General features: G+C 65.2%; 14 protein-coding genes. 6 read left to right on the forward strand and 8 right to left on the reverse strand.

The window, feature by feature from the left end; all coding sequences use genetic code 11:
- Window positions 1-88 precede the first annotated feature (88 nt).
- A complete protein-coding gene (locus CHR28_RS05245) occupies window positions 89-577 on the forward strand; it encodes a MarR family winged helix-turn-helix transcriptional regulator (RefSeq protein ID WP_094052270.1) in 489 nt (162 codons plus the stop codon).
- A gap of 77 nt (window positions 578-654) precedes the next feature.
- Window positions 655-1,029, forward strand: coding sequence for a VOC family protein (locus tag CHR28_RS05250; RefSeq protein WP_256984135.1), 375 nt, complete (start codon window positions 655-657; stop codon window positions 1,027-1,029).
- Between the two features lie 339 nt (window positions 1,030-1,368).
- On the opposite strand, the gene tgmC is transcribed toward CHR28_RS05250, so the two are convergent.
- From tgmC to CHR28_RS38175, 3 genes are read right to left on the reverse strand one after another with little or no spacing between them, the layout of a single operon-like run.
- On the reverse strand, window positions 1,369-2,577 hold the full coding sequence (tgmC, locus tag CHR28_RS05255) for an ATP-grasp peptide maturase system methyltransferase (RefSeq protein WP_094052272.1): 1,209 nt from the start codon (window positions 2,575-2,577) through the stop codon (window positions 1,369-1,371).
- Window positions 2,561-3,562: an ATP-grasp ribosomal peptide maturase gene (tgmB, locus tag CHR28_RS05260; protein WP_094052273.1), complete on the reverse strand. Its 1,002-nt coding sequence runs from the start codon at window positions 3,560-3,562 to the stop codon at window positions 2,561-2,563. The genes tgmC and tgmB overlap by 17 nt, the downstream gene beginning before the upstream one ends.
- Window positions 3,563-3,565: 3 nt before the next feature.
- Entirely contained in the window at window positions 3,566-4,345 is a 780-nt protein-coding gene (locus CHR28_RS38175; protein ID WP_256984136.1) for a putative ATP-grasp-modified RiPP, read from the reverse strand.
- A 193-nt stretch (window positions 4,346-4,538) separates the two neighbouring features.
- Here CHR28_RS38175 and CHR28_RS05270 point away from each other — a divergent pair, with 193 nt between their 5' ends.
- Window positions 4,539-5,810, forward strand: a complete 1,272-nt coding sequence (locus tag CHR28_RS05270; RefSeq protein WP_094052274.1) for a transcriptional regulator — start codon at window positions 4,539-4,541, stop codon at window positions 5,808-5,810.
- Here the strand turns inward: CHR28_RS05270 and CHR28_RS05275 are convergent.
- The gene (locus tag CHR28_RS05275; RefSeq protein WP_094052275.1) at window positions 5,791-6,453 is read right to left on the reverse strand and encodes an HAD family hydrolase; all 663 of its coding nucleotides are present in this window, start codon (window positions 6,451-6,453) and stop codon (window positions 5,791-5,793) included. The two genes, CHR28_RS05270 and CHR28_RS05275, sit on opposite strands and share 20 nt — an antisense overlap.
- A 58-nt stretch (window positions 6,454-6,511) precedes the next feature.
- A complete protein-coding gene (locus CHR28_RS37435; protein WP_143655784.1) occupies window positions 6,512-7,288 on the reverse strand; it encodes a hypothetical protein in 777 nt (258 codons plus the stop codon).
- A 185-nt stretch (window positions 7,289-7,473) separates the two neighbouring features.
- Between CHR28_RS37435 and CHR28_RS05280 the strand changes: the two genes are divergently transcribed.
- Window positions 7,474-9,231, forward strand: coding sequence for a DUF262 domain-containing protein (locus tag CHR28_RS05280; protein ID WP_094052276.1), 1,758 nt, complete (start codon window positions 7,474-7,476; stop codon window positions 9,229-9,231).
- 43 nt (window positions 9,232-9,274) lie between these two features.
- On the opposite strand, the gene CHR28_RS05285 is transcribed toward CHR28_RS05280, so the two are convergent.
- From CHR28_RS05285 to CHR28_RS05295, 3 genes are all read right to left on the reverse strand, one after another.
- Window positions 9,275-12,439 (reverse strand): DUF3427 domain-containing protein, encoded by a 3,165-nt coding sequence (locus CHR28_RS05285; protein ID WP_179272313.1) that lies wholly within the window; start codon window positions 12,437-12,439, stop codon window positions 9,275-9,277.
- Between the two features lie 189 nt (window positions 12,440-12,628).
- Window positions 12,629-13,645: an SEC-C domain-containing protein gene (locus tag CHR28_RS05290; RefSeq protein WP_094052277.1), complete on the reverse strand. Its 1,017-nt coding sequence runs from the start codon at window positions 13,643-13,645 to the stop codon at window positions 12,629-12,631.
- 170 nt (window positions 13,646-13,815) lie between these two features.
- On the reverse strand, window positions 13,816-15,291 hold the full coding sequence (locus CHR28_RS05295) for a beta-1,6-galactanase (protein WP_094052278.1): 1,476 nt from the start codon (window positions 15,289-15,291) through the stop codon (window positions 13,816-13,818).
- Between the two features lie 206 nt (window positions 15,292-15,497).
- On the opposite strand from CHR28_RS05295, the gene CHR28_RS05300 reads away from it, so the two are divergent.
- Entirely contained in the window at window positions 15,498-15,809 is a 312-nt protein-coding gene (locus CHR28_RS05300; protein ID WP_094052279.1) for a DUF6412 domain-containing protein, read from the forward strand.
- Between the two features lie 222 nt (window positions 15,810-16,031).
- A complete protein-coding gene (locus tag CHR28_RS05305; protein WP_094052280.1) occupies window positions 16,032-16,742 on the forward strand; it encodes a YidC/Oxa1 family membrane protein insertase in 711 nt (236 codons plus the stop codon).
- Window positions 16,743-16,855: the final 113 nt, after the last annotated feature.

The raw sequence follows: 16,855 nt of genomic DNA on the forward strand, positions 1-16,855 counted from the left end.
TCCTTGACCTCGACCTTGCTTGAGCTCCTAGGTTCAACCCGTCTCTCCCACCCGGGGGAAACACATCACACACGGGAGAACCGAAGCCATGAGCACCCGAGCCGAAGCCCTCAGGGAGTACCCAGACGAGGAGCTGGCCGCCCAGCCGATCGGCGCTTGGACCGGTCAGGCCTACCGCAGGGTCGTGGGGGCCATCCGCGCCCAACTGGCCGTGGAGAACCTCACGCAGCCCCACTGGTGGACCCTCAACCACGCCGCCGGCGCCCCGGGCACCTGGACCCGCGCCACCCTCACCGCCCGCCTGGCCCCCTACGACGACCAGGACACCGACTTCGACGCGGTCTACGACGACCTGACGGCCCGGGGCTGGCTCACCGAGGACGACACGACAGGCGGCCTGACCCTCACGGACGAGGGCGAGGCGGCCCGCCTCCGGGCCAGGGAACGCAATCTCCGCGTCCACCACCAGACCCACGAGGGCATCTCCCAGGCCGACTTCATCACCACGATCAACGTCCTGCGCCGCATGGTGGCCAACCTCGGCGGCGACGGGAACCTGCCCGAGCCCGCCAAATAGTTCGACAGCCCCCGGCCCCGCCGACGATGCTGCGGAGCGCACGGCGCCTCTGGCCACCGACGGGACGGAACCGACCGTTGAACCCCCCCCTCCGCCACATCACCTTCGACTGCACGGGCGAGCCCTACGAACTGGCCCGCTTCTGGTCCGACTTCCTCGGCCACCCGATCTCCGACACGGACAAGCCCGGCGACGACGAGGTCCTGATCGAACTCCCGGCCGGCACGCCCGGCCTCCTGTTCATCAGGACCGGCGACCCCAAGAAAACCAAGAACCGCCTCCACTTCGACCTCGCACCCACGGGCCGCACCCGCTCCGAGGAGGTAGACCGCGCACTCTCCCCCGGCGCCCACATCGAAACGGACCGCACCCTCCCGAACGGCCGCGGCTGGGTCGTCATGACGGACCCGGAGGGCAACGAGTTCTGCATCGAACGGGGGGAGCGGGGCTGAACCACCGAGATATGAGGGGGGGCTAGCGGGAGCCGCCGAAAGAGGCAAGAAAACACACGGCGGGCCCGCACCCGGCGACGGACACCGCCCCCAGCCACCCGGCCCGCCGCCCCACCCCCGGGCCGCCCGGCCGGGCATCACTTCGCGGTGGAGGGGCGGGCGTCAAGAGTGAAGCGCAGCGCAATCGGCGAAGCCGACGCCCGAAGGGCGCTCTTGACACCCGCCCCGGAACCGCCAACCTGAGAAAAACCGGGCGGCCGTGAGTACATCCTGGCCAACAGGTGGTCCCGCGGCCTACGGGAGAGTGACAGACAGCTCACCCATGATTCCCGTACTGGTTCAGAACAGAGGGGTCCTACGTAGGAGAAGGTCGGGCATGGTGGGGTGCACGAGGCGTTGGTCCTCGTCGCACACCCGCAGGGTGAACGTCTCCGGCCCCGGACGGCCTGCGGCATCGAAGAGAGACACGGCACGCTCGACGCGCTCCCACAACCGCACTGGACCGCCCTCCCGCACCTGCCATCTGCCGTCCGAAGGTGACAAGGTCGCCGCGGAACCACTCACGACGTCCACCAGGCAGACGACCTCGTCGACCGTGACCATCTGGGCGTCCGGCACGGCGCATTGAGCCATGAACCGTAAGTGGAACGCTTCCTCGGTCGCAGCCATGAGACGCTCCGGACCGTGCAGGGCCGTTCTCGGCTTGTCCGGTAGCCCAGCGGCCCAGTGCGCGGGGTTTCCGAACGACGGTGGGGCATGGGTCCGAGCAGCCATGAAGGAGACCGTGCCGGGCAGCAGCGAGCCCTCCGCCGTCCCGTCCTCGGCGACCGTGAGCAGCACACGGGCATAGCCGTAGAGCCATCCCGAAAGAGTGAGCAGTATCTTTCCGCCCGGTCGGGTCTGGTCGAGAAGCGCAGCCGGGACCCTGCGGACGGAACAGGCGGCTACGACCCGATCGAAGCGCGCCTCGGGCCAGTACCCGTACAGTCCGTCCGCCACGGCGAGCGTCGGGGTGTAGCCGCATCCATATAGTGCGTCCGCCGCCGCCTCCAGCCGCCGTGGGTCGACCTCGATACTGGTGACGTCGCCGGAGTCGAGGCGCTCACAGGCCAGCGCGGTCGAGTATCCGGTCCCAGTACCGATCTCCAGCACGGTGTGCCCCTCGGCCACATCGGCGTCGGACCACATACGAACCACCAGGGACGGCAGAGTGGACGACGATGTGGGCGCTCCGCCTCGCCGGGCGACGGGCGTCTTCCAGTCGGGCTCCTCGCCGTCGAACTGGGTGATGAGTGTGGTGTCCGAGTAGATGGACGCGAGCCATCGCCCATAGTCGAGCTCTGCGGTGACCGGCTCCCACAGCGTCAGTCCTCGCTCATCGCGTTCGTCGGCAGGCAGGTAGAAACCGGGCACGAAGCGGTGCCGCGGTACAGCCTCCACCGCCGCCCGCCATGCCGGGTCCACTGGAACGCCTTCCCGGGCGAGAGCGTCCACCATGGCCGCGCGTAGGCGAACCGCGTCGTTCTCCGGGTCAGTCGGCATCACCATGATCGGCCCTCTCCTTCCGTACTTGGAGGCTCAGAATGTCGGCGAACGCCTCGGCGATGTCCGTCGCGTCCGGAAGCCACCCCCACTGCCCGTTCGGGTTGCACTCGATGGCCCACCAGTCGCCGGGATCGTCCCCGTCTCCGGTGAGGACGAAGTCGAAGCAGCCGAAGACCAGGCCGAAAGAGTCCAGGTACGTGTGAAGAGCGGCTTCGATCGGGGAGGGAACGGCGATGAGACTGTGCGACAGCTCGCTCCAGTCGCCCCGACGCCAGTCCAGAGCCTCGTCCGGCGTGGTGATCCGCTGTGCGAAGACCCGACGGCCCACTACGGTGATCCGCGCGTCTCCACTCTTCGGAATTTCGGTCTGGAACAGGTGGGCGGTCACCGTAAGGGCTTCGTCGAAACTGTCGGGCTCCACGCGTTGGGTCCAGATCGCGCCGGTGTGACCGTCTTGGTCGCGAGGCAGCCCACGGAATGTCTTGTAAACGATCCGCCCATGGGCGGTGGCGAACGTCCTGGCCGCTTCAGCCTCATTGGTGATCAGTGTGGGCGGGACCCGTAGGCCGAGAGCCGCGAACCGCTGCAACTGCGCCGGCTTGAAATCCGCACGGAACACTGCGTGCGGGTGATTGACGTACACCCGGCCGTGAAGGACGTTCAGGACACCGCCGAGCCCATGCCTGGCCTCGGCGGCCGCGAAATCCCCTTGCTGCCGCGGGAGATGGCCGAACCGGGTGGCGTATGGGGTGGGACGACGGTAGTAGACCGCCGCCACCTTCCGCATATCCAGGTCGCGGCTCGGCGTGCGCAGGCGTCCGCCCCATTCGAGGGTGTCCGGGCCGAGGTGGAATCCGAAGGTCAGGGCAGAGCCGATATCGGCGGGGTCAACGCGTACGACAGGCACCTCGCGTTCATTGAGCGCACTGACAACGAGATCAGCAGTCAGGTCTTCCAACGCGGTGATGACCAGGACAGTGGAGCGCATCGCTCAGTCCGACTCGTAGTCGGTGGTGTGGTCGTCCTGGGTCTGCGGCTGGGGGTTCTGCCCATCGCCGCCGCCAGAGACCGACGCGGTACCAGTGGTTCTCGACGTGCCGTGCTTACCCATCTCGACCGCCCGACCAGCGGCATCCATGTACCGCGCCGTTTGGGTGGGATCGTCCAGGGCCACGGTCGCGTACGACGGCGGGCTTACGGGCAGCCGGTCGGACACCAACCGCAAGGCCCAAGGGCCTCGCGTGGACATGGGTGTCGAGACTTCACCCGTGTACTGAGGGCGACACTCACCTTCCATGCTGAGCCGGGCACGGCCGACCGCGACCAGCTCGAGGACCGTGCTGGGTGGACACAGGTGACCTTCGTACTGCGGTGGAACCACCCAGTACGTTCCCGGACCTCGCCGTTGGTCGATGCGCGGTACTCCGAGGTAGGTGCCACGACCGAGGTAGGTGACGGCGTCACCGTGGACCCAGGTGGAGCCGGACCGCCCGTCGACCAGTGCGTAATAGGTGCCACCGGCCACCCGACGGTCATAGATGATCGCTCCGCCGAGTAAGGCATCCAGAGCGTCAGCCACTTGGGCCCTGTCCTCGGACTGGACGGCGGCGTGCACGATCTCGGACGCGATGCGCACCGCCGCCAATCGCTCGCCCAGCGGAAGCAGAGCGACGCGCTGCTCGGCCCAGTCTCTCCGTACGCGTTCCGGCGTCGGGTGCGTCCGAGCCAGCCACTCCGAGACCCCTTCGCCCAAGCCGCCCTGTGTGTACACGGGGTGCTCCTTCGCTGTCTGTTGATGAGAACAGCACACAGCGTCTCGGGTCGTACGTGATGATTCGAGGACTTTGAGGGGCCTCTGAAAGGGCTTGAGAAGGACTTCTCATACACCGTGAGTGGGATTTGATGCCCTGTAGCGGACCTGCGTGACACAGTTGGGGCAGCTGTCAGCCTACGGAGGTGGACTCATGCCAAGGCCCACGGGCAACGTTCGACTCAAGGCCGCTCGCGTGGCCGCCGGCTTCAACTCCCAACAGGACCTGGCAGACGCCCTCACGGAACACGCGAAGGGCATGGGTATCCGCGGCCTGTCCGTCGGAGTGCGTCAGGTCCGTCGCTGGGAGTCGGACAATCCACCGTGGCCGCAACCCGATTGTCAACGTGTACTGGTGCACCTGCTCGGCCAGAACATGGAGGCGCTCGGCTTCACGCCTCCATGGGGCTCGGAAGGGCAAGACGCCTCTGCCGTCCGGCGCAATGTGATCACCGGCACGGCAACGCCGGGCCTGGCGATCGGCCGGGCCCGAGCGTCAGTCATGACACAACCGGCAAGCGTGGGGGCGGACTTCGCCGCGGTAACCCGCGCCCACCGTCGGCTCTATTGGTCCGTCGCACCGTCCCAGTTGCACCCCGCCGTAGTGGCGCACGCGACACTGGGCTGCGGTCTGCTGCCGGAAACGTCGGATACCACGCGGCGCACACTTGCTGCCGCGCTGGCGGAGACCTATCTCCTCGCGGGCAGGATCGAGTTCTTCGACTTCTCCGAGCCGGCCGCCGCGCACGACACCCTTGTCCTAGCCCTGCAGGCGGCGGGTGAGGCCGATGATCCGCTGCTTGGCTCCGCGATCATCGCGCACATGGCCTTCGTTCCAGGTTGGGCCGGAGATCAGGACGGAGCTCGGGAGCGGATGATCGCCGCACGCACCTACGCTCGCCGGGCGCCCGCTTCCGCCGAGTTCCTCGCGTGGCTGGACGCCGTGGAGGCCGAGTGCGAGACCAGGTGTGGTGACACTCGCACCGCGCTGCACCTGATCGCCCATGCCGAGGACATTCTCGAGAACGGCAACGAGCACGCCTCACCTCCATGGATGGACTGGTTCTCCCCGGCACGCCTCGCCGCCTTCAAGGGCAACACCCAACTGCTCGCCGGCCACCTGCCCCAAGCCCGATCCGCGTTGCTCCAGTCCCTCGGAGCCATGACTCCGGGAGAGGAGAAGCAGCGCACCGTCGTCTACGCCGACTTGGCAGCTGTCGAGGCAGCGTCCGGGAAGGCCCAAGCCGCCTGCGAGTACGTCGGCAAGGCGCTGGATCAGCTGGCACTCACCTGGTACGCCACCGGCATGGACCGAGTACGCGAAGTCCGCCGTGCTCTCACCCCGCACCAGCACGAGAGCTGCGTTCGCGCACTCGATGACCGCCTGTACGACTGGGCGACGACTCTCAGTGTGCTGCGGCGTTGAACTCGTCCACCCTTGAGGCGAGTTCGTCCAGGCCCTCGATCCGGAAGGTCGGCAACTCCTTGGCCTCTGTGCTGTTCCACTGAATGCTGGCCCACGGCCCGCGATGCACGAGCGCGGTGTGCATGCCCGCCTGCCCAGCCGGCCTGATGTCGTTGTCGCACCGATCACCGACGTACAGAATCTCGTGCGTCTCGAAGGGCACGGCTACGGCCACCCGCTTGAAAAAGGCGGGCTCAGGCTTGCTGGCACCCCAGTCGTCGGACGTACCGATCAGGTCGACAGCGTCGGAGAAAAGCTCCCGCAAGATCCTCCCGGCCCGAACGGTCTGGTTACCGGCGATACCGAGCCACAGTCCGTCGGCTCGGAGCTGCCGCAGAGCCGGCCGCACATCCGCGTAGAGGTCCTCTTCCCCAAAGCTCTCCGGCTGCCCGGCAGCTGCCCGCTTCTCCCGCTCCTCGTAGAGATCGAACCCGGGCCGGAACTCCTGGAACGTCTCCCGGTAGTCGCGACCTTGAGCGATCACTGCCCCGAACATCGCGTGGAAGGTGTGCCGCGGCACTCCCAGCCAGTCAGCCCAAGTCCCGTACTCGCGGGTCTCGTCCACGAGGCACTCACCGACGTCGAAGATGACTGCACGAATCATGATTGAAGGCTATCCGAAGGTTGGAGGCAAAAGGAACTAACTTTGCGCATATTCCTGCCTACTTCCACTCCTCCACGACACTGGCGATCTCTTTCACGATGGTTTCTCCTGCAGTGATCGAATCCTGAATGATGGGAGTTGCCTGATTGAGGACCACGCAAGCGGTGACAAGCGCCAGCATCGCTGTCTTCCATCGACTTGCATTATCGGGCCGTACATTTACCAGCGACGCTCCAGTTTGGGCGAGTGAGCCGATGACCGTACTTGCCTCCTCAGCCACTCGCGCCCCACCGAACAAGTTCGCATTCTCGATGAGCCAGATCAGGTGGCGAATCTGCGATATGAGCTGATTGCGCAAGGGTTCCTCTATTTCCTCGCTTCCCATTGAGGCAAGGAACTCAATCCAATCCTGACACTGCGTGACGATGTCTTCGAATTTCGAGTTGCGCGGCGCGGCGCTGGATCCTACTAGGTTTCTTGATATCAGGTCGGCGGTCGACTCAAGATGGTCAAGTTGATCTGTGTCGAACAGAACACTGGGATTTCGATTGGTGTCTGACCAGTTTAGAATCGGCTGCATGACCAGAATCCACCACGAGCCGACATGTCGCTCGCAACGCGATCGGGCTCTTTCGGGTAGAGAATTAAGCTGACTGATCGTCATTTGCAGCAGGGTGACAACTTCCGAGTGGCGCTTAGCGAACTCCAGACTTCCCCACTCTGCGTCAAGTATTTTGCACCAAGCTTCACGGAGGTTTAGCTTGCCCGAATCCCGGACGCTAGTGAGCAAGGTGTGCAAGTGATGCGCAGCGGTGTTCTCGACGGAAAGCTCCATATCCCCCACCAGTCATGAGTACATGGCGTCCAAATGTACCAGTTGAGCTCAGCGCGTGACCCCGATCTCCTCATGCCCTGAGCGTGCAATTTCGGATGTTCTACGCAGATCCTCCTACACCCCCCCGAGCGTCCTAGTCAGGAGGTAGGATCTCCGTCTCAGACACGTGTGCGGAGGTTTCAACGATGGCCATCATTAAGCAGGCACAGCGTCAAACCCTTGGGCAGCTGATCGGCGCTAACAATCCCGTGGTCACCGTGCCGGATGACAGTCAACGTCAGTATGCGTGGACCAAGAAGGAAGTAGACATTTTTTGGGCCGATATTGAGAAATTCAAAGATGCGCGTGAAAGCGGCCGAGAGTCGGCTTCAGAGTACTTCATCGGGCCGGTTGTTACTATCACGGGAGAGTCAATCAAAGGGCGGTCGCTACTCGATGGGCAGCAGCGACTGACCACTTCGACAATTCTGATCGCCGCTATCAGAGACACCTTGTGGAGCATGAAGTCTCCAGAAGGTATGTCGAGCGCTAATAATATTCAAAGGGATTACATAGCGCGGAAGTCTGGCCGCAAGGATCCCATGGAGTACTTCCTGGTGTTGTCGCTTTTTGATCGCGATTTCTTTCGCGATAACATACAGGACTGGAATGAAGCCACGGGCGAGTGCCCCAAAGTGGAGAGCCCTTCTCGCCCCTCTCATAAGCTGATATTGGATGCATACCACAATTTTCGGGCAAAGATAAGCGGTAGACTGCAGTCGTTCATTGATGACGAGGAGCGTTTGGACTATCTTGACTCTCTCCGTGAGTGTTTGATCAACGGACTGGTCTTCGTTGAGATTCAGACGCCTTCCTCGAGTGATGCGAATGAAGTCTTCGAGACCATCAACTCGCGCGGTAAAGACCTGTCCACTGTGGATCTCGTTCGCAACTTCTTGATGGAGAAGAGTCGTAGCGACAACGAGAAGTCTCGTGTAAACGATGCCTGGCGCTCTCTTCTGGATGGATTTGATCGGCGGGAGGAGATCGAGAAGTTCCTTCGTCACTTCTGGGTCTCTAAGCATGGTGATGTAAAGTCTCACAGTCTTTACGCGACTATTCGCAAGGATTTGACGAGACACTTTGACGAGCGTCCTCAAAAGTACGGTGTTGGCGCTTTCTCGGCTGAGCTAGAGAATGCTGCGGGTCGGTATGCCGAGCTGATCACGGGAGGTACTGGAAACGCCAGCCTCGACGCTTCGCTGGGAGAGGTAAAGGCGATGAGTGCTGACGCTCTCTACCCGCTTCTACTGTCAGCCTCGGGGAGTTTCGATTACTCCGATCTGCAGACATTGCTAGATGCGTCGATTAGTTACTACGTGCGCTGGACAGTAGTCGGAAGGCGAGAGTCCACTCTCTTGGAAGAGAACCTTTTCAGTGCGGCTAAGGAGCTAGCCAAGGGGGGAACGCTCGAGGAAATTATCCAGCGCATCCTGGCGTGGATTCCCGACGATGAGACGTTTCAAAACGATTTCCGAGAAGCCTCCATTCCCAAGCATTCCCAGTCCCGCTATCTACTGGCGAAAATAGAGCAGCACCTGCGCGCGCAGTATGACGTCCATGAGGAGGTGGCTCTTGGTGACGGAAAGGTTTATGTGGAAAACATTTACCCGCAGAAGCCGTCGCCAGAACTGCGCCTGGAAGACCATGACGGCTATGTTAATCGACTGGGTAACCTGACGCTGCTTGCTGGTAAGCGTAATGCGAAGATCTCCGCGCTCGCCTTCCCGGAAAAGGCGCATCTTTATGAAGGGTCGGCCCTTCTGGTCTCTTCTCGCACGGGAGTCGAGAGTCTATGGAACAGTGGGCGGTCAGAATGGCAAGTAGCGGGAATCGAGGCGCGGCAGGAAATGTTGTCGCAGATAGCGCTTGATGTTTGGCCAAGCGGAAGTCGCTTGTCTTAGCCTGGTCAATTGAGAGGCTCTCGTCGGTAATATGAGGCGGGCATCAATTTTGCGACTGCCCTTGCCCAGTCACGATGCCTGAGTAGGCCATAACGTCCGGCGGAAGTGCGTGCTGAAGTTTCCAAGTGATCGCCATGGGCTTGCTTCCGGTGTGGTGCTCGTAGGTAGCGGGGCCCAGGAGCATCCACGGCTGTGACTTGCCGATGTCGGTGTTCTTGTATCGGCGCATGAAGAGCAGGACGTGACTCCCTCGCTCCACATGGTGTTGGTAGCGCAGGCCGGTGGGAGAGTTCGCGGCCGTTGCGTTCTGGGACTCCCAGTGGAAGAGCGTGGGGCTGAGCGCGTAGTCCTTGTACCGGACCGTGGGCGAGAAGTCCTTCTCGTTCTTCTCCAGCGTGATCAGGAGTGCGTCCGTCTGGAACTCTTCAACCCACTGCACGCCCTGAGCGAAAGACCTGGGAATCTGCCCGCCGAGGCGGGCCACTCCCAGGGCGCCCAGGATTTCGGAGCGGTTGTAGGAGCAGTGCACCTTCAGCGGAAGCTGGCTGTGGCTGCCGGAGAGGGGAATGGGGAAGTGGTCCGCCTGGGCGATGACGTAGGACAGGACCTGCCGAAGTTCCTCGCGGACGGCGGGCTGGTCCCGTAGCGAGTCGAAGCCCTGTTGGTAGCTGGTGAAACCACCCGCGTTGTCCCACAGGTTGAAGAAGAGCATCCGGGCGTACGTCTGCTCCACGGGGTCCAGAGCGTCGTAGTGCGGCACCTCGTCGGCCAAGAGGCGGAGGTAGGCGTTGGCTCGATCAGGGTCGTCGACGTGCAGGAACGCGTGAACACGCTTGAGAAGGGCTGATTCCCCCGCGGGCCCAGTGCCTTCCATGAGCCCGGCTCGACGAAGCACAGAGGTCCAGGAGTTGTCGCTCTTGTACAGCTCCTTGATCTCTCTTCGGCTCTCGCGCAGGTAGTCCGCTAGCAGCGGTGTCTCGTAGGCCCTGACCTCGTTGGCCAAGGTCTTGACGTTCGCACTGAGCTGCGTGCGGATGTTGTCCAGTACCAGCTTCTTGGCCTTCCCCTCCAGGATGATCTGGCACCCGGACGGCAGAAGCGGGAAGTCATGCTCGATGTGGTCGACGAGACGATTCCTGGAGAGATTCGTCAGCGCTCGGAACTGCCCCTCGAAGCGGAACTCTGCGCGGTGCTGGCCGATGAAGTCCAGGACAGTGAGTACGGGCTTCGATTCAGTACGCCGCAGTCCGCGTCCGAGTTGCTGGAGGAAGACCGTGGCGCTGTTCGTGGGACGCAGCAGGAGGAGCGTGTCGACATCGGGGATATCGAGACCCTCGTTGAAGAGGTCCACAGAGAAGATGACCTGCAGCTTCCCTTCGCGCAGGTCAGCGAGAGCCTGAGCTCGCACTGCGGCAGGGGAGTCGCTAGTGAGCGCAACTGCTTGAAAGCCAGCTCTCTGGAAGAAGTCAGCCATGAACCGGGCGTGCTTCTTGTCCACGCAGAAGCCCAGCGCGCGCATGGCTCCAGGCTGGGAAACCTTGTCTTGGATCTGCTTGACCACGATCCGGGCGCGTGCCTCATTGCCTGTGTAGAGGTTGCCGAGCTCCTGGTCCGTGTACGCGCCCCTCTGCCAGGTGAGGTTCGTCAAGTCTGTGCCATCGGGGATGCCGAAGTAGTGGAAGGGGCACAGCAGGTCGTTCTCCAGGGCCTCCCAGAGGCGCATCTCGGCGGCGATGCGGCCATCGAAGAACTCGTCTTGCACATTGAGCCCGTCCATCCGCTCAGGGGTGGCGGTGAGGCCGAGTAGTTCCTTGGGCTTGAAGTGGTCGATGACCCGGCGATAGGTGGCCGCCGTGGCGTGATGGAACTCGTCGATGACGATGATGTCGAAGTGGTCCGGTGCCAGTTCTTCGAGCCGCTTGATGTTGAGCGATTGGACGCTGGCAAAGACGTGGTTCCACGCTTGGGGGTCCTCGCCGCCGTACAGCAACTCACCGAACGAGGCATCGTCGAGCACCTCCCGGTAAGTGCGGAGGGACTGCTTGAGGATCTCCTTGCGGTGCGCGACGAACAGCAACTTCGGCCGGCGGTCAGCGAAGCCCTTGGCGAGGCTGCGGTAGTCGAGGGCCGCCATCACGGTCTTGCCGGTGCCGGTGGCCGCGACCAACAGATTGCGGTCGCGCCCTCGCAGTTCGCGCTCCACCCGAAGACGCTCCAGCATGTCCTGCTGATAGGGGAAGGGGCGGACCTCCAGCCCCGAGAGGTTGATCTTCAAGTCAGTGGTGGAGGTGCTCCCTCCCGCTTGGGCGAGGGCTTCGTCGAGGCGTTCCCCGTGGCGGTCGGGGTCGTACGTCTCGAAGGCGGAGTCACTCCAGTAAGCGTCGAAGGTCGCCTCGAACTTGTTGAGTACAGCTGGTGTGGCCACAGAGGAAAGGCGTACGTTCCACTCCAAGCCATCCAAGAGTGCTGCTTTCGAGAGGTTCGAGCTGCCGACATACGCCGTGTCGAAGCCCGTGTGGCGTCTGAACAACCACGCTTTGGCGTGAAGCCGGGTGGATCGGATCTCGTAGTTGACCTTGACCGTGGCGCCGAAGTCGCGGACGAGGCGGTCGAGAGCGTGTCGGTCGGTCGCGCCGATGTACGTGGTCGTGATGACCCGGATCGGTACGCCCCGCTCCTTCGCAGCGCGCAGCGAATCCTCAAGAACACGAATGCCGTACCACTTCACGAAGGCGCAGAGCAGGTCGATGCGGTCAGCGGTGGCCAGTTCCGCCCTGAGTTCGGCACCGAGGCTGAGGTCTTCGGGAGAGTTTGTGATCAGAGACGTCTCGGAGAGGGGCGTGAGGGGGCGGAGCGCATAGACGCCCGGAGCTTCCTGTTGCGCGAGCGTCAGGAGCTGGCGAGGACCATCGACGATAGTGCTCAGAGCCGCCGTCTCGTCCGGGTCAGAGGCGCTCGTAGCAAGGGAGGCGAGGATGCGGTTCGCTACAGCGACGCGGTCTTCAGGGCGTAGCTGGCTCAGCCTTTGGGCAACGGCTTCGCCGATGTGGCGGGCCAGGACGTGCGGGGCGGATTCCGGTGTGACCTCAGCGTCAATCGCCTGCCAACCGGCGGCCTTGAACTGTTCCAGCTCGTCCTGGAGATCGCTGGTGATCAGCTTCTCGTAGACACCCGCGATGGGCTGCGACTGGCCCGCTGCCTCCGCCATGACCTTCCCCCCTGATCCCTTACTCCCACGCACACGATCACTCGTGGCGATATGGATCAGTTCTAACAGCACCTACCGACACCGCAGGCCCTGAACCGAAAGGTCAGCTGGACTGGGACCCGGGCCGCTCCAGCGCGGGAGGGAAGCGAGCGGGCGGCCCGGGGCGTCTGGGCCTGCTGTCGGTCGGAGTCAGGCAGGGACGCCGTGGCATTGGGCGTAGGTGCGGCCCGAGCCGCACCAGCAGTTCGATCCGTTCTGTGGCGGCCACGCTGTTGCTCGTCCTCGGGCCGCCAGGGTCGTTGCGTACTGGGGGAGGAGCGTGGCGTCGCCCGGGGAGGAGCCCTCTGATGCCGCGAAGGCCTCGTAGGAGGGGACCGTGCCGGTGACGATGCCGAGGTTCGGGGTGCCGGAGGCGGCCAGTTCGCGGAGGGCGTGCTCTATCGACGTGAGGTGATCCTCGTGGGAGGGGTACTCCTCGGCCAGCGTCGGATACGCCTCCAGGAGTTCGGTCAGTTCCGTCGCCGGCCAGTGCAGGATCGCCACCGGGAACGGGCGGGAGAGGGCCTCGCGGTAGGCGCCCAGTTCCGCGCGGAGGCGGAGGATCTCCGCTTCCAGTTCCGCCGGGTTCTCCGAGCCCAGGGACCAGACGCGCTTGGGGTCGTGGAGTTCGTCCAGGGAGACCGGGAGGGAGTGGACCGTGTCGGCCAGGGCGTCCCACTCGTCGTGGGAGCGGCCCAGCATGCGGCGGACCCGGTGGCGGCCGAAGAGCAGGGGGTGGGTCGGCTGCGGGGGCTGCGGCACGTCCGTCAGCAGGAGGCGTACGGCCTCCGTGAAGGTGTCGTGCGCTGCTTCCAGCTCGTCGTGCGACTCCAAGGCCTCGGCCACGATCACCCAGGGGGCCGGGTCCCGCGGCGCCGCCGTCCGGACGCCGTCGATGATCGCCCTGGCCTCGGCCTCGTGGCCGTACTCCCAGAGGTTCGAGGCCTTGAGCGCCCGCACCAGGTGGGGGTGGTCGAGGGCCTCCGGGGAGGACAGGAGGCGGTCGTAGAGCTTGGTCGCGGTGGGGCGGTCGCCGGCGAGTTCCAGATGGGCCGCCGCCCGCAGCAGCAGGGCCTCGGTGTCCTCGGGATACAGGCCGGCGGTCCGCTCCAGGCGTGCCGCCTCGGCGGTGTGGTCGACGTTTTCGGCAGGCGTGTCGGGGCGCATGGGGGACACCGTACTGCCGGGAGGTGACAAGCGTGAGAGATGCGCAGGCCAGACCGCCTCCGCGTGCTCGATCGTCACGATCCTCACGACCGCTGCGCGGATCGCTTTGCAGTTGGCACCGGGTGCGGCTTAATCGTCACCGGGTGCCGCTATGGCGTCACCGGGTGCGGCTATGGCGTCACGTTGTCTATGTGGAGCGTTTGCACTGATTTCGCCGCGAACGGGACTGTGACCGACTTTCCGTTCAGGCGGATGTCCGAGCGCGGGGTGTAGAGGTCGCCGCCGCCGGTCGTCACCGTGTTCCAGCGGGGGACCAGGCCCGAGGTGCCGCCCGCCACCGTCGTGAAGCGGGAGAGGTCGAAGGTCAGGGTCTGGGGTGTGGTGGCCGTGTTGACCGCTACCAGGACCAGGCGGCGGGACTGTGCGTCGTACGCCGCCACGGCGTAGCCGACACCCGTGTCCAGGATCGTCATGCCGGGGCGGATGTGACGGCTGAACTGGGCCAGGACGTAGTGCTTGGTCTGGACGGTGGTCGGCTGGAGGGTGTTCGGGTCGTAGGCGATCATCGCCCAGCCCGGCGACGGGTCCATGACCTGCCAGTAGCACCACGCCGTGGGGTGCAGCCAGCGGAAGTCGTAGCAGAGGTTGGACGCCAGGGTCAGGCCCGTGCCGTCGCTGTCGCCGGTCTCGGAGTTCCACAGCTTCTTGCGGGACGTCGTCACCACGTCCGTGTAGAGGAGGTCGCGGCGGCCGCCGGAGCCCTGGTAGCCATGCACGTTGACCTGGGAGACCAGGGACTTGGTGGACGCGTCGAAGGACGCCCAGGTCGAGCGGGCCGTGTCGTAGTTCGTCTCGTCCGAGGCGGCGATACGGACGTTCGTCAGGCCGCGCTTGTCCAGTTCGCCGCGCAGGTGGGGGAGGACGGCCGCCTGCACCGCCGGGTCCATGTGGCAGCCCTCCTGTGTGCCGGTCGCGGTCCACCAGGTGGAGGCCGGCTCGTTGAAGGGGTCGACCGTCGCGAAGTGCACGCCCCAGTTGTCGCGTGCGTACCGGGCCGTCGCGGCCAGGTGGGAGGCGTGCTGGCGGTGGTTCCAGGTCTGGAGGTTGTTGCCGCCGCCGGCCGCGCCCGAGGGGTTGTGGTTGCCGCACATCCACCACATCGGGGAGTTGGCGAACAGCTCGGTGACCGCACCCCGTTGGACCGCCTTGACCAGCATCGCGCGCTGGTTGGCGTCCGCCGTCCACTTCCAGGCCGAGGAGGCGGGGTCCTCGTTGTTCCAGTCCTGCCAGAAGCCCTCGATCTGCTTGAAGCCGGGGATGTTGGGCGACTCCACCATGGTTTCGCCGCCGACGCTGTTCCAGCTGCACGCGCCCAGGTTGTAGCGGGCGATGTTCAGGCCCAGGCCGGGGAGCGATCTGCCGTTGTACGTCACCGACTTGGTGGTGAAGAACAGGTCCGCGAAATCGTCCCGGGCGCCGAAGACGTTGGCCCACCAGGCGAGGGAAGTGCCCCAGCCCTCCCAAGTGCCGTACGTCGTGGCCGGGTTGACGGCGATCGTGGCGTCCGCGAGCGCGGTGCCCGTCGCCAGGGCGCTGCCGAGGAACGTACCTCCTGCTGCGGCCAGCAGGGATCTGCGTCGGATCACCGGTCCTCCGTAACGGAATTCGGGCCAGAGAGTCGTCGTGGCATCGAGAAGCATCGGGTGCGGCGGGTGGGTTGTCGAGGGTTCCGACGGGGGTTTCTCAAACCCGTTTATGAAGTGCCCGGTCCGAAGTGCCCGGTCCGGGCGGGAGGGTGATCCTGTATAACCGACAGCAGGGCAGACACGCGTACGAGAGGAGGGGGCAGCCGATGAACCGCGGTTGGGCGACGCTGCGTCCCGCTCTCGCGCTGCTCCTTCTGATCGTCCAGGTGGCGCTGCTCGACGGAGGCGGCCTCTTCGCCACCGTCGCCCTCGCCGCGACCGCCACGGCCTCGGCAGCCCTCGCGCTGTGCGCCGTCGTCGCCTCGCGCTGCGCGCCCGCCGTGCCGCGCACCCGGGTCCGTACGGCCATCCGCGACCGCGACCGCCGTACGGCCTTCCTGCCCCAGCGCGATCCCGACGCCCGGGGGCGCACCCGTCCCCGCGCACCCGGTCACGCCCTCCGGGCGACCGTCGCGTAGGGAATCCCCGGGAGTTCACCGATCTCCTCGGCCTTCAAGGCCTTCAGGGCCTCCATGGCCACCTGGCTCCTTCACGGCCCTCATGGCCTCCATGGCCACCTGACCCTCACGGCCTCCATGGCCGCCAAGGCCACCAGGGCTTCCAAGGGGCCGATCCCGCGCGGGTCGTCATGCCGCCTGATTCGTCTTTCCGGCACGACGAGACCCCCGGAGGGCTCACCCATGTCCGTCTTCGCCACCCTGGTCGAGCGACTCGCCGACCTGCTCCAGCCACTGTTCGGCGCGTCCGCTGCCGCCGCCGCGATCGTCCTGTTCACCGCGCTCGTACGACTCCTCGTCCACCCCCTGTCCCGGGCCGCCGCGCGCGGTCAGAAGGCCCGGACCGCGCTGCGGCCGAAGATCGCCGAGCTGCGCAGGAGGCACGGGAAGAACCCGGAGAAGCTCCAGCGGGCCGTGCTGGAGCTGCACGCCGAGGAGAAGGTGTCACCGCTGGCCGGCCTCCTGCCCGGGCTGCTCCAGGCGCCCGCGTTCTTCCTGCTCTACCACCTGTTCTCCAGCGACACGATCGGCGGGCGGGCCAACGAGCTGCTCGGCCACGAGCTGTTCGCCGCGCCGCTGGGCGGACGGTGGACCGACGCGCTCCAGGGCGGGCTCCTCGGCGGGGCGGGGCTCGTGTACGCCGGGCTGTTCGCTGTCGTCGCCTGCGTCGCCGCGTTCAGCTACCGCCTCAGCAAGCGCATGATGGCCGCGAACCCGGTCATCCCGGCCGCCGAGGGCGAACAGGTGCCGGGGCTGGGCGCGGTGACCAGGGCGATGCCGTTCCTGTCGTTCTTCACGCTCGTGACCGTGGCCGTGGTGCCGCTGGCCGCCGCCCTGTACGTGGTCACCAGTACGACGTGGAGTGTCGTCGAGCGCGCCGTGCTGTACCGGTAGCCGGGCGCCTGTGCCGGGAGATGGGCGCCTGTGCCGGTAGCCGGGCGCCTGTGCCGGGAGATGGGCGCCTGTGCCGGGAGCCGGGCGCCTGTGCCGGGAGATGGGCGCCCGTG

It is taken from the genome of Streptomyces sp. XY006, assembly GCF_002237655.1.
Classification (GTDB): Bacteria; Actinomycetota; Actinomycetes; order Streptomycetales; family Streptomycetaceae; genus Streptomyces; species Streptomyces levis.

Bases quoted from the DNA above. Each gene is read 5' to 3' on its own strand.
- CHR28_RS05245 (WP_094052270.1), top strand. From the start codon at position 89: ATGAGCACCCGAGCCGAAGCCCTCAGGGAGTACCCAGACGAGGAGCTG.
- tgmC (WP_094052272.1), bottom strand. From the start codon at position 2,577: ATGGTGATGCCGACTGACCCGGAGAACGACGCGGTTCGCCTACGCGCG.
- tgmB (WP_094052273.1), bottom strand. From the start codon at position 3,562: ATGCGCTCCACTGTCCTGGTCATCACCGCGTTGGAAGACCTGACTGCT.
- CHR28_RS05270 (WP_094052274.1), top strand. From the start codon at position 4,539: ATGCCAAGGCCCACGGGCAACGTTCGACTCAAGGCCGCTCGCGTGGCC.
- CHR28_RS05275 (WP_094052275.1), bottom strand. From the start codon at position 6,453: ATGATTCGTGCAGTCATCTTCGACGTCGGTGAGTGCCTCGTGGACGAG.
- CHR28_RS37435 (WP_143655784.1), bottom strand. From the start codon at position 7,288: ATGGAGCTTTCCGTCGAGAACACCGCTGCGCATCACTTGCACACCTTG.
- CHR28_RS05280 (WP_094052276.1), top strand. From the start codon at position 7,474: ATGGCCATCATTAAGCAGGCACAGCGTCAAACCCTTGGGCAGCTGATC.
- CHR28_RS05285 (WP_179272313.1), bottom strand. From the start codon at position 12,439: ATGGCGGAGGCAGCGGGCCAGTCGCAGCCCATCGCGGGTGTCTACGAG.
- CHR28_RS05290 (WP_094052277.1), bottom strand. From the start codon at position 13,645: ATGCGCCCCGACACGCCTGCCGAAAACGTCGACCACACCGCCGAGGCG.
- CHR28_RS05300 (WP_094052279.1), top strand. From the start codon at position 15,498: ATGAACCGCGGTTGGGCGACGCTGCGTCCCGCTCTCGCGCTGCTCCTT.
- CHR28_RS05305 (WP_094052280.1), top strand. From the start codon at position 16,032: ATGTCCGTCTTCGCCACCCTGGTCGAGCGACTCGCCGACCTGCTCCAG.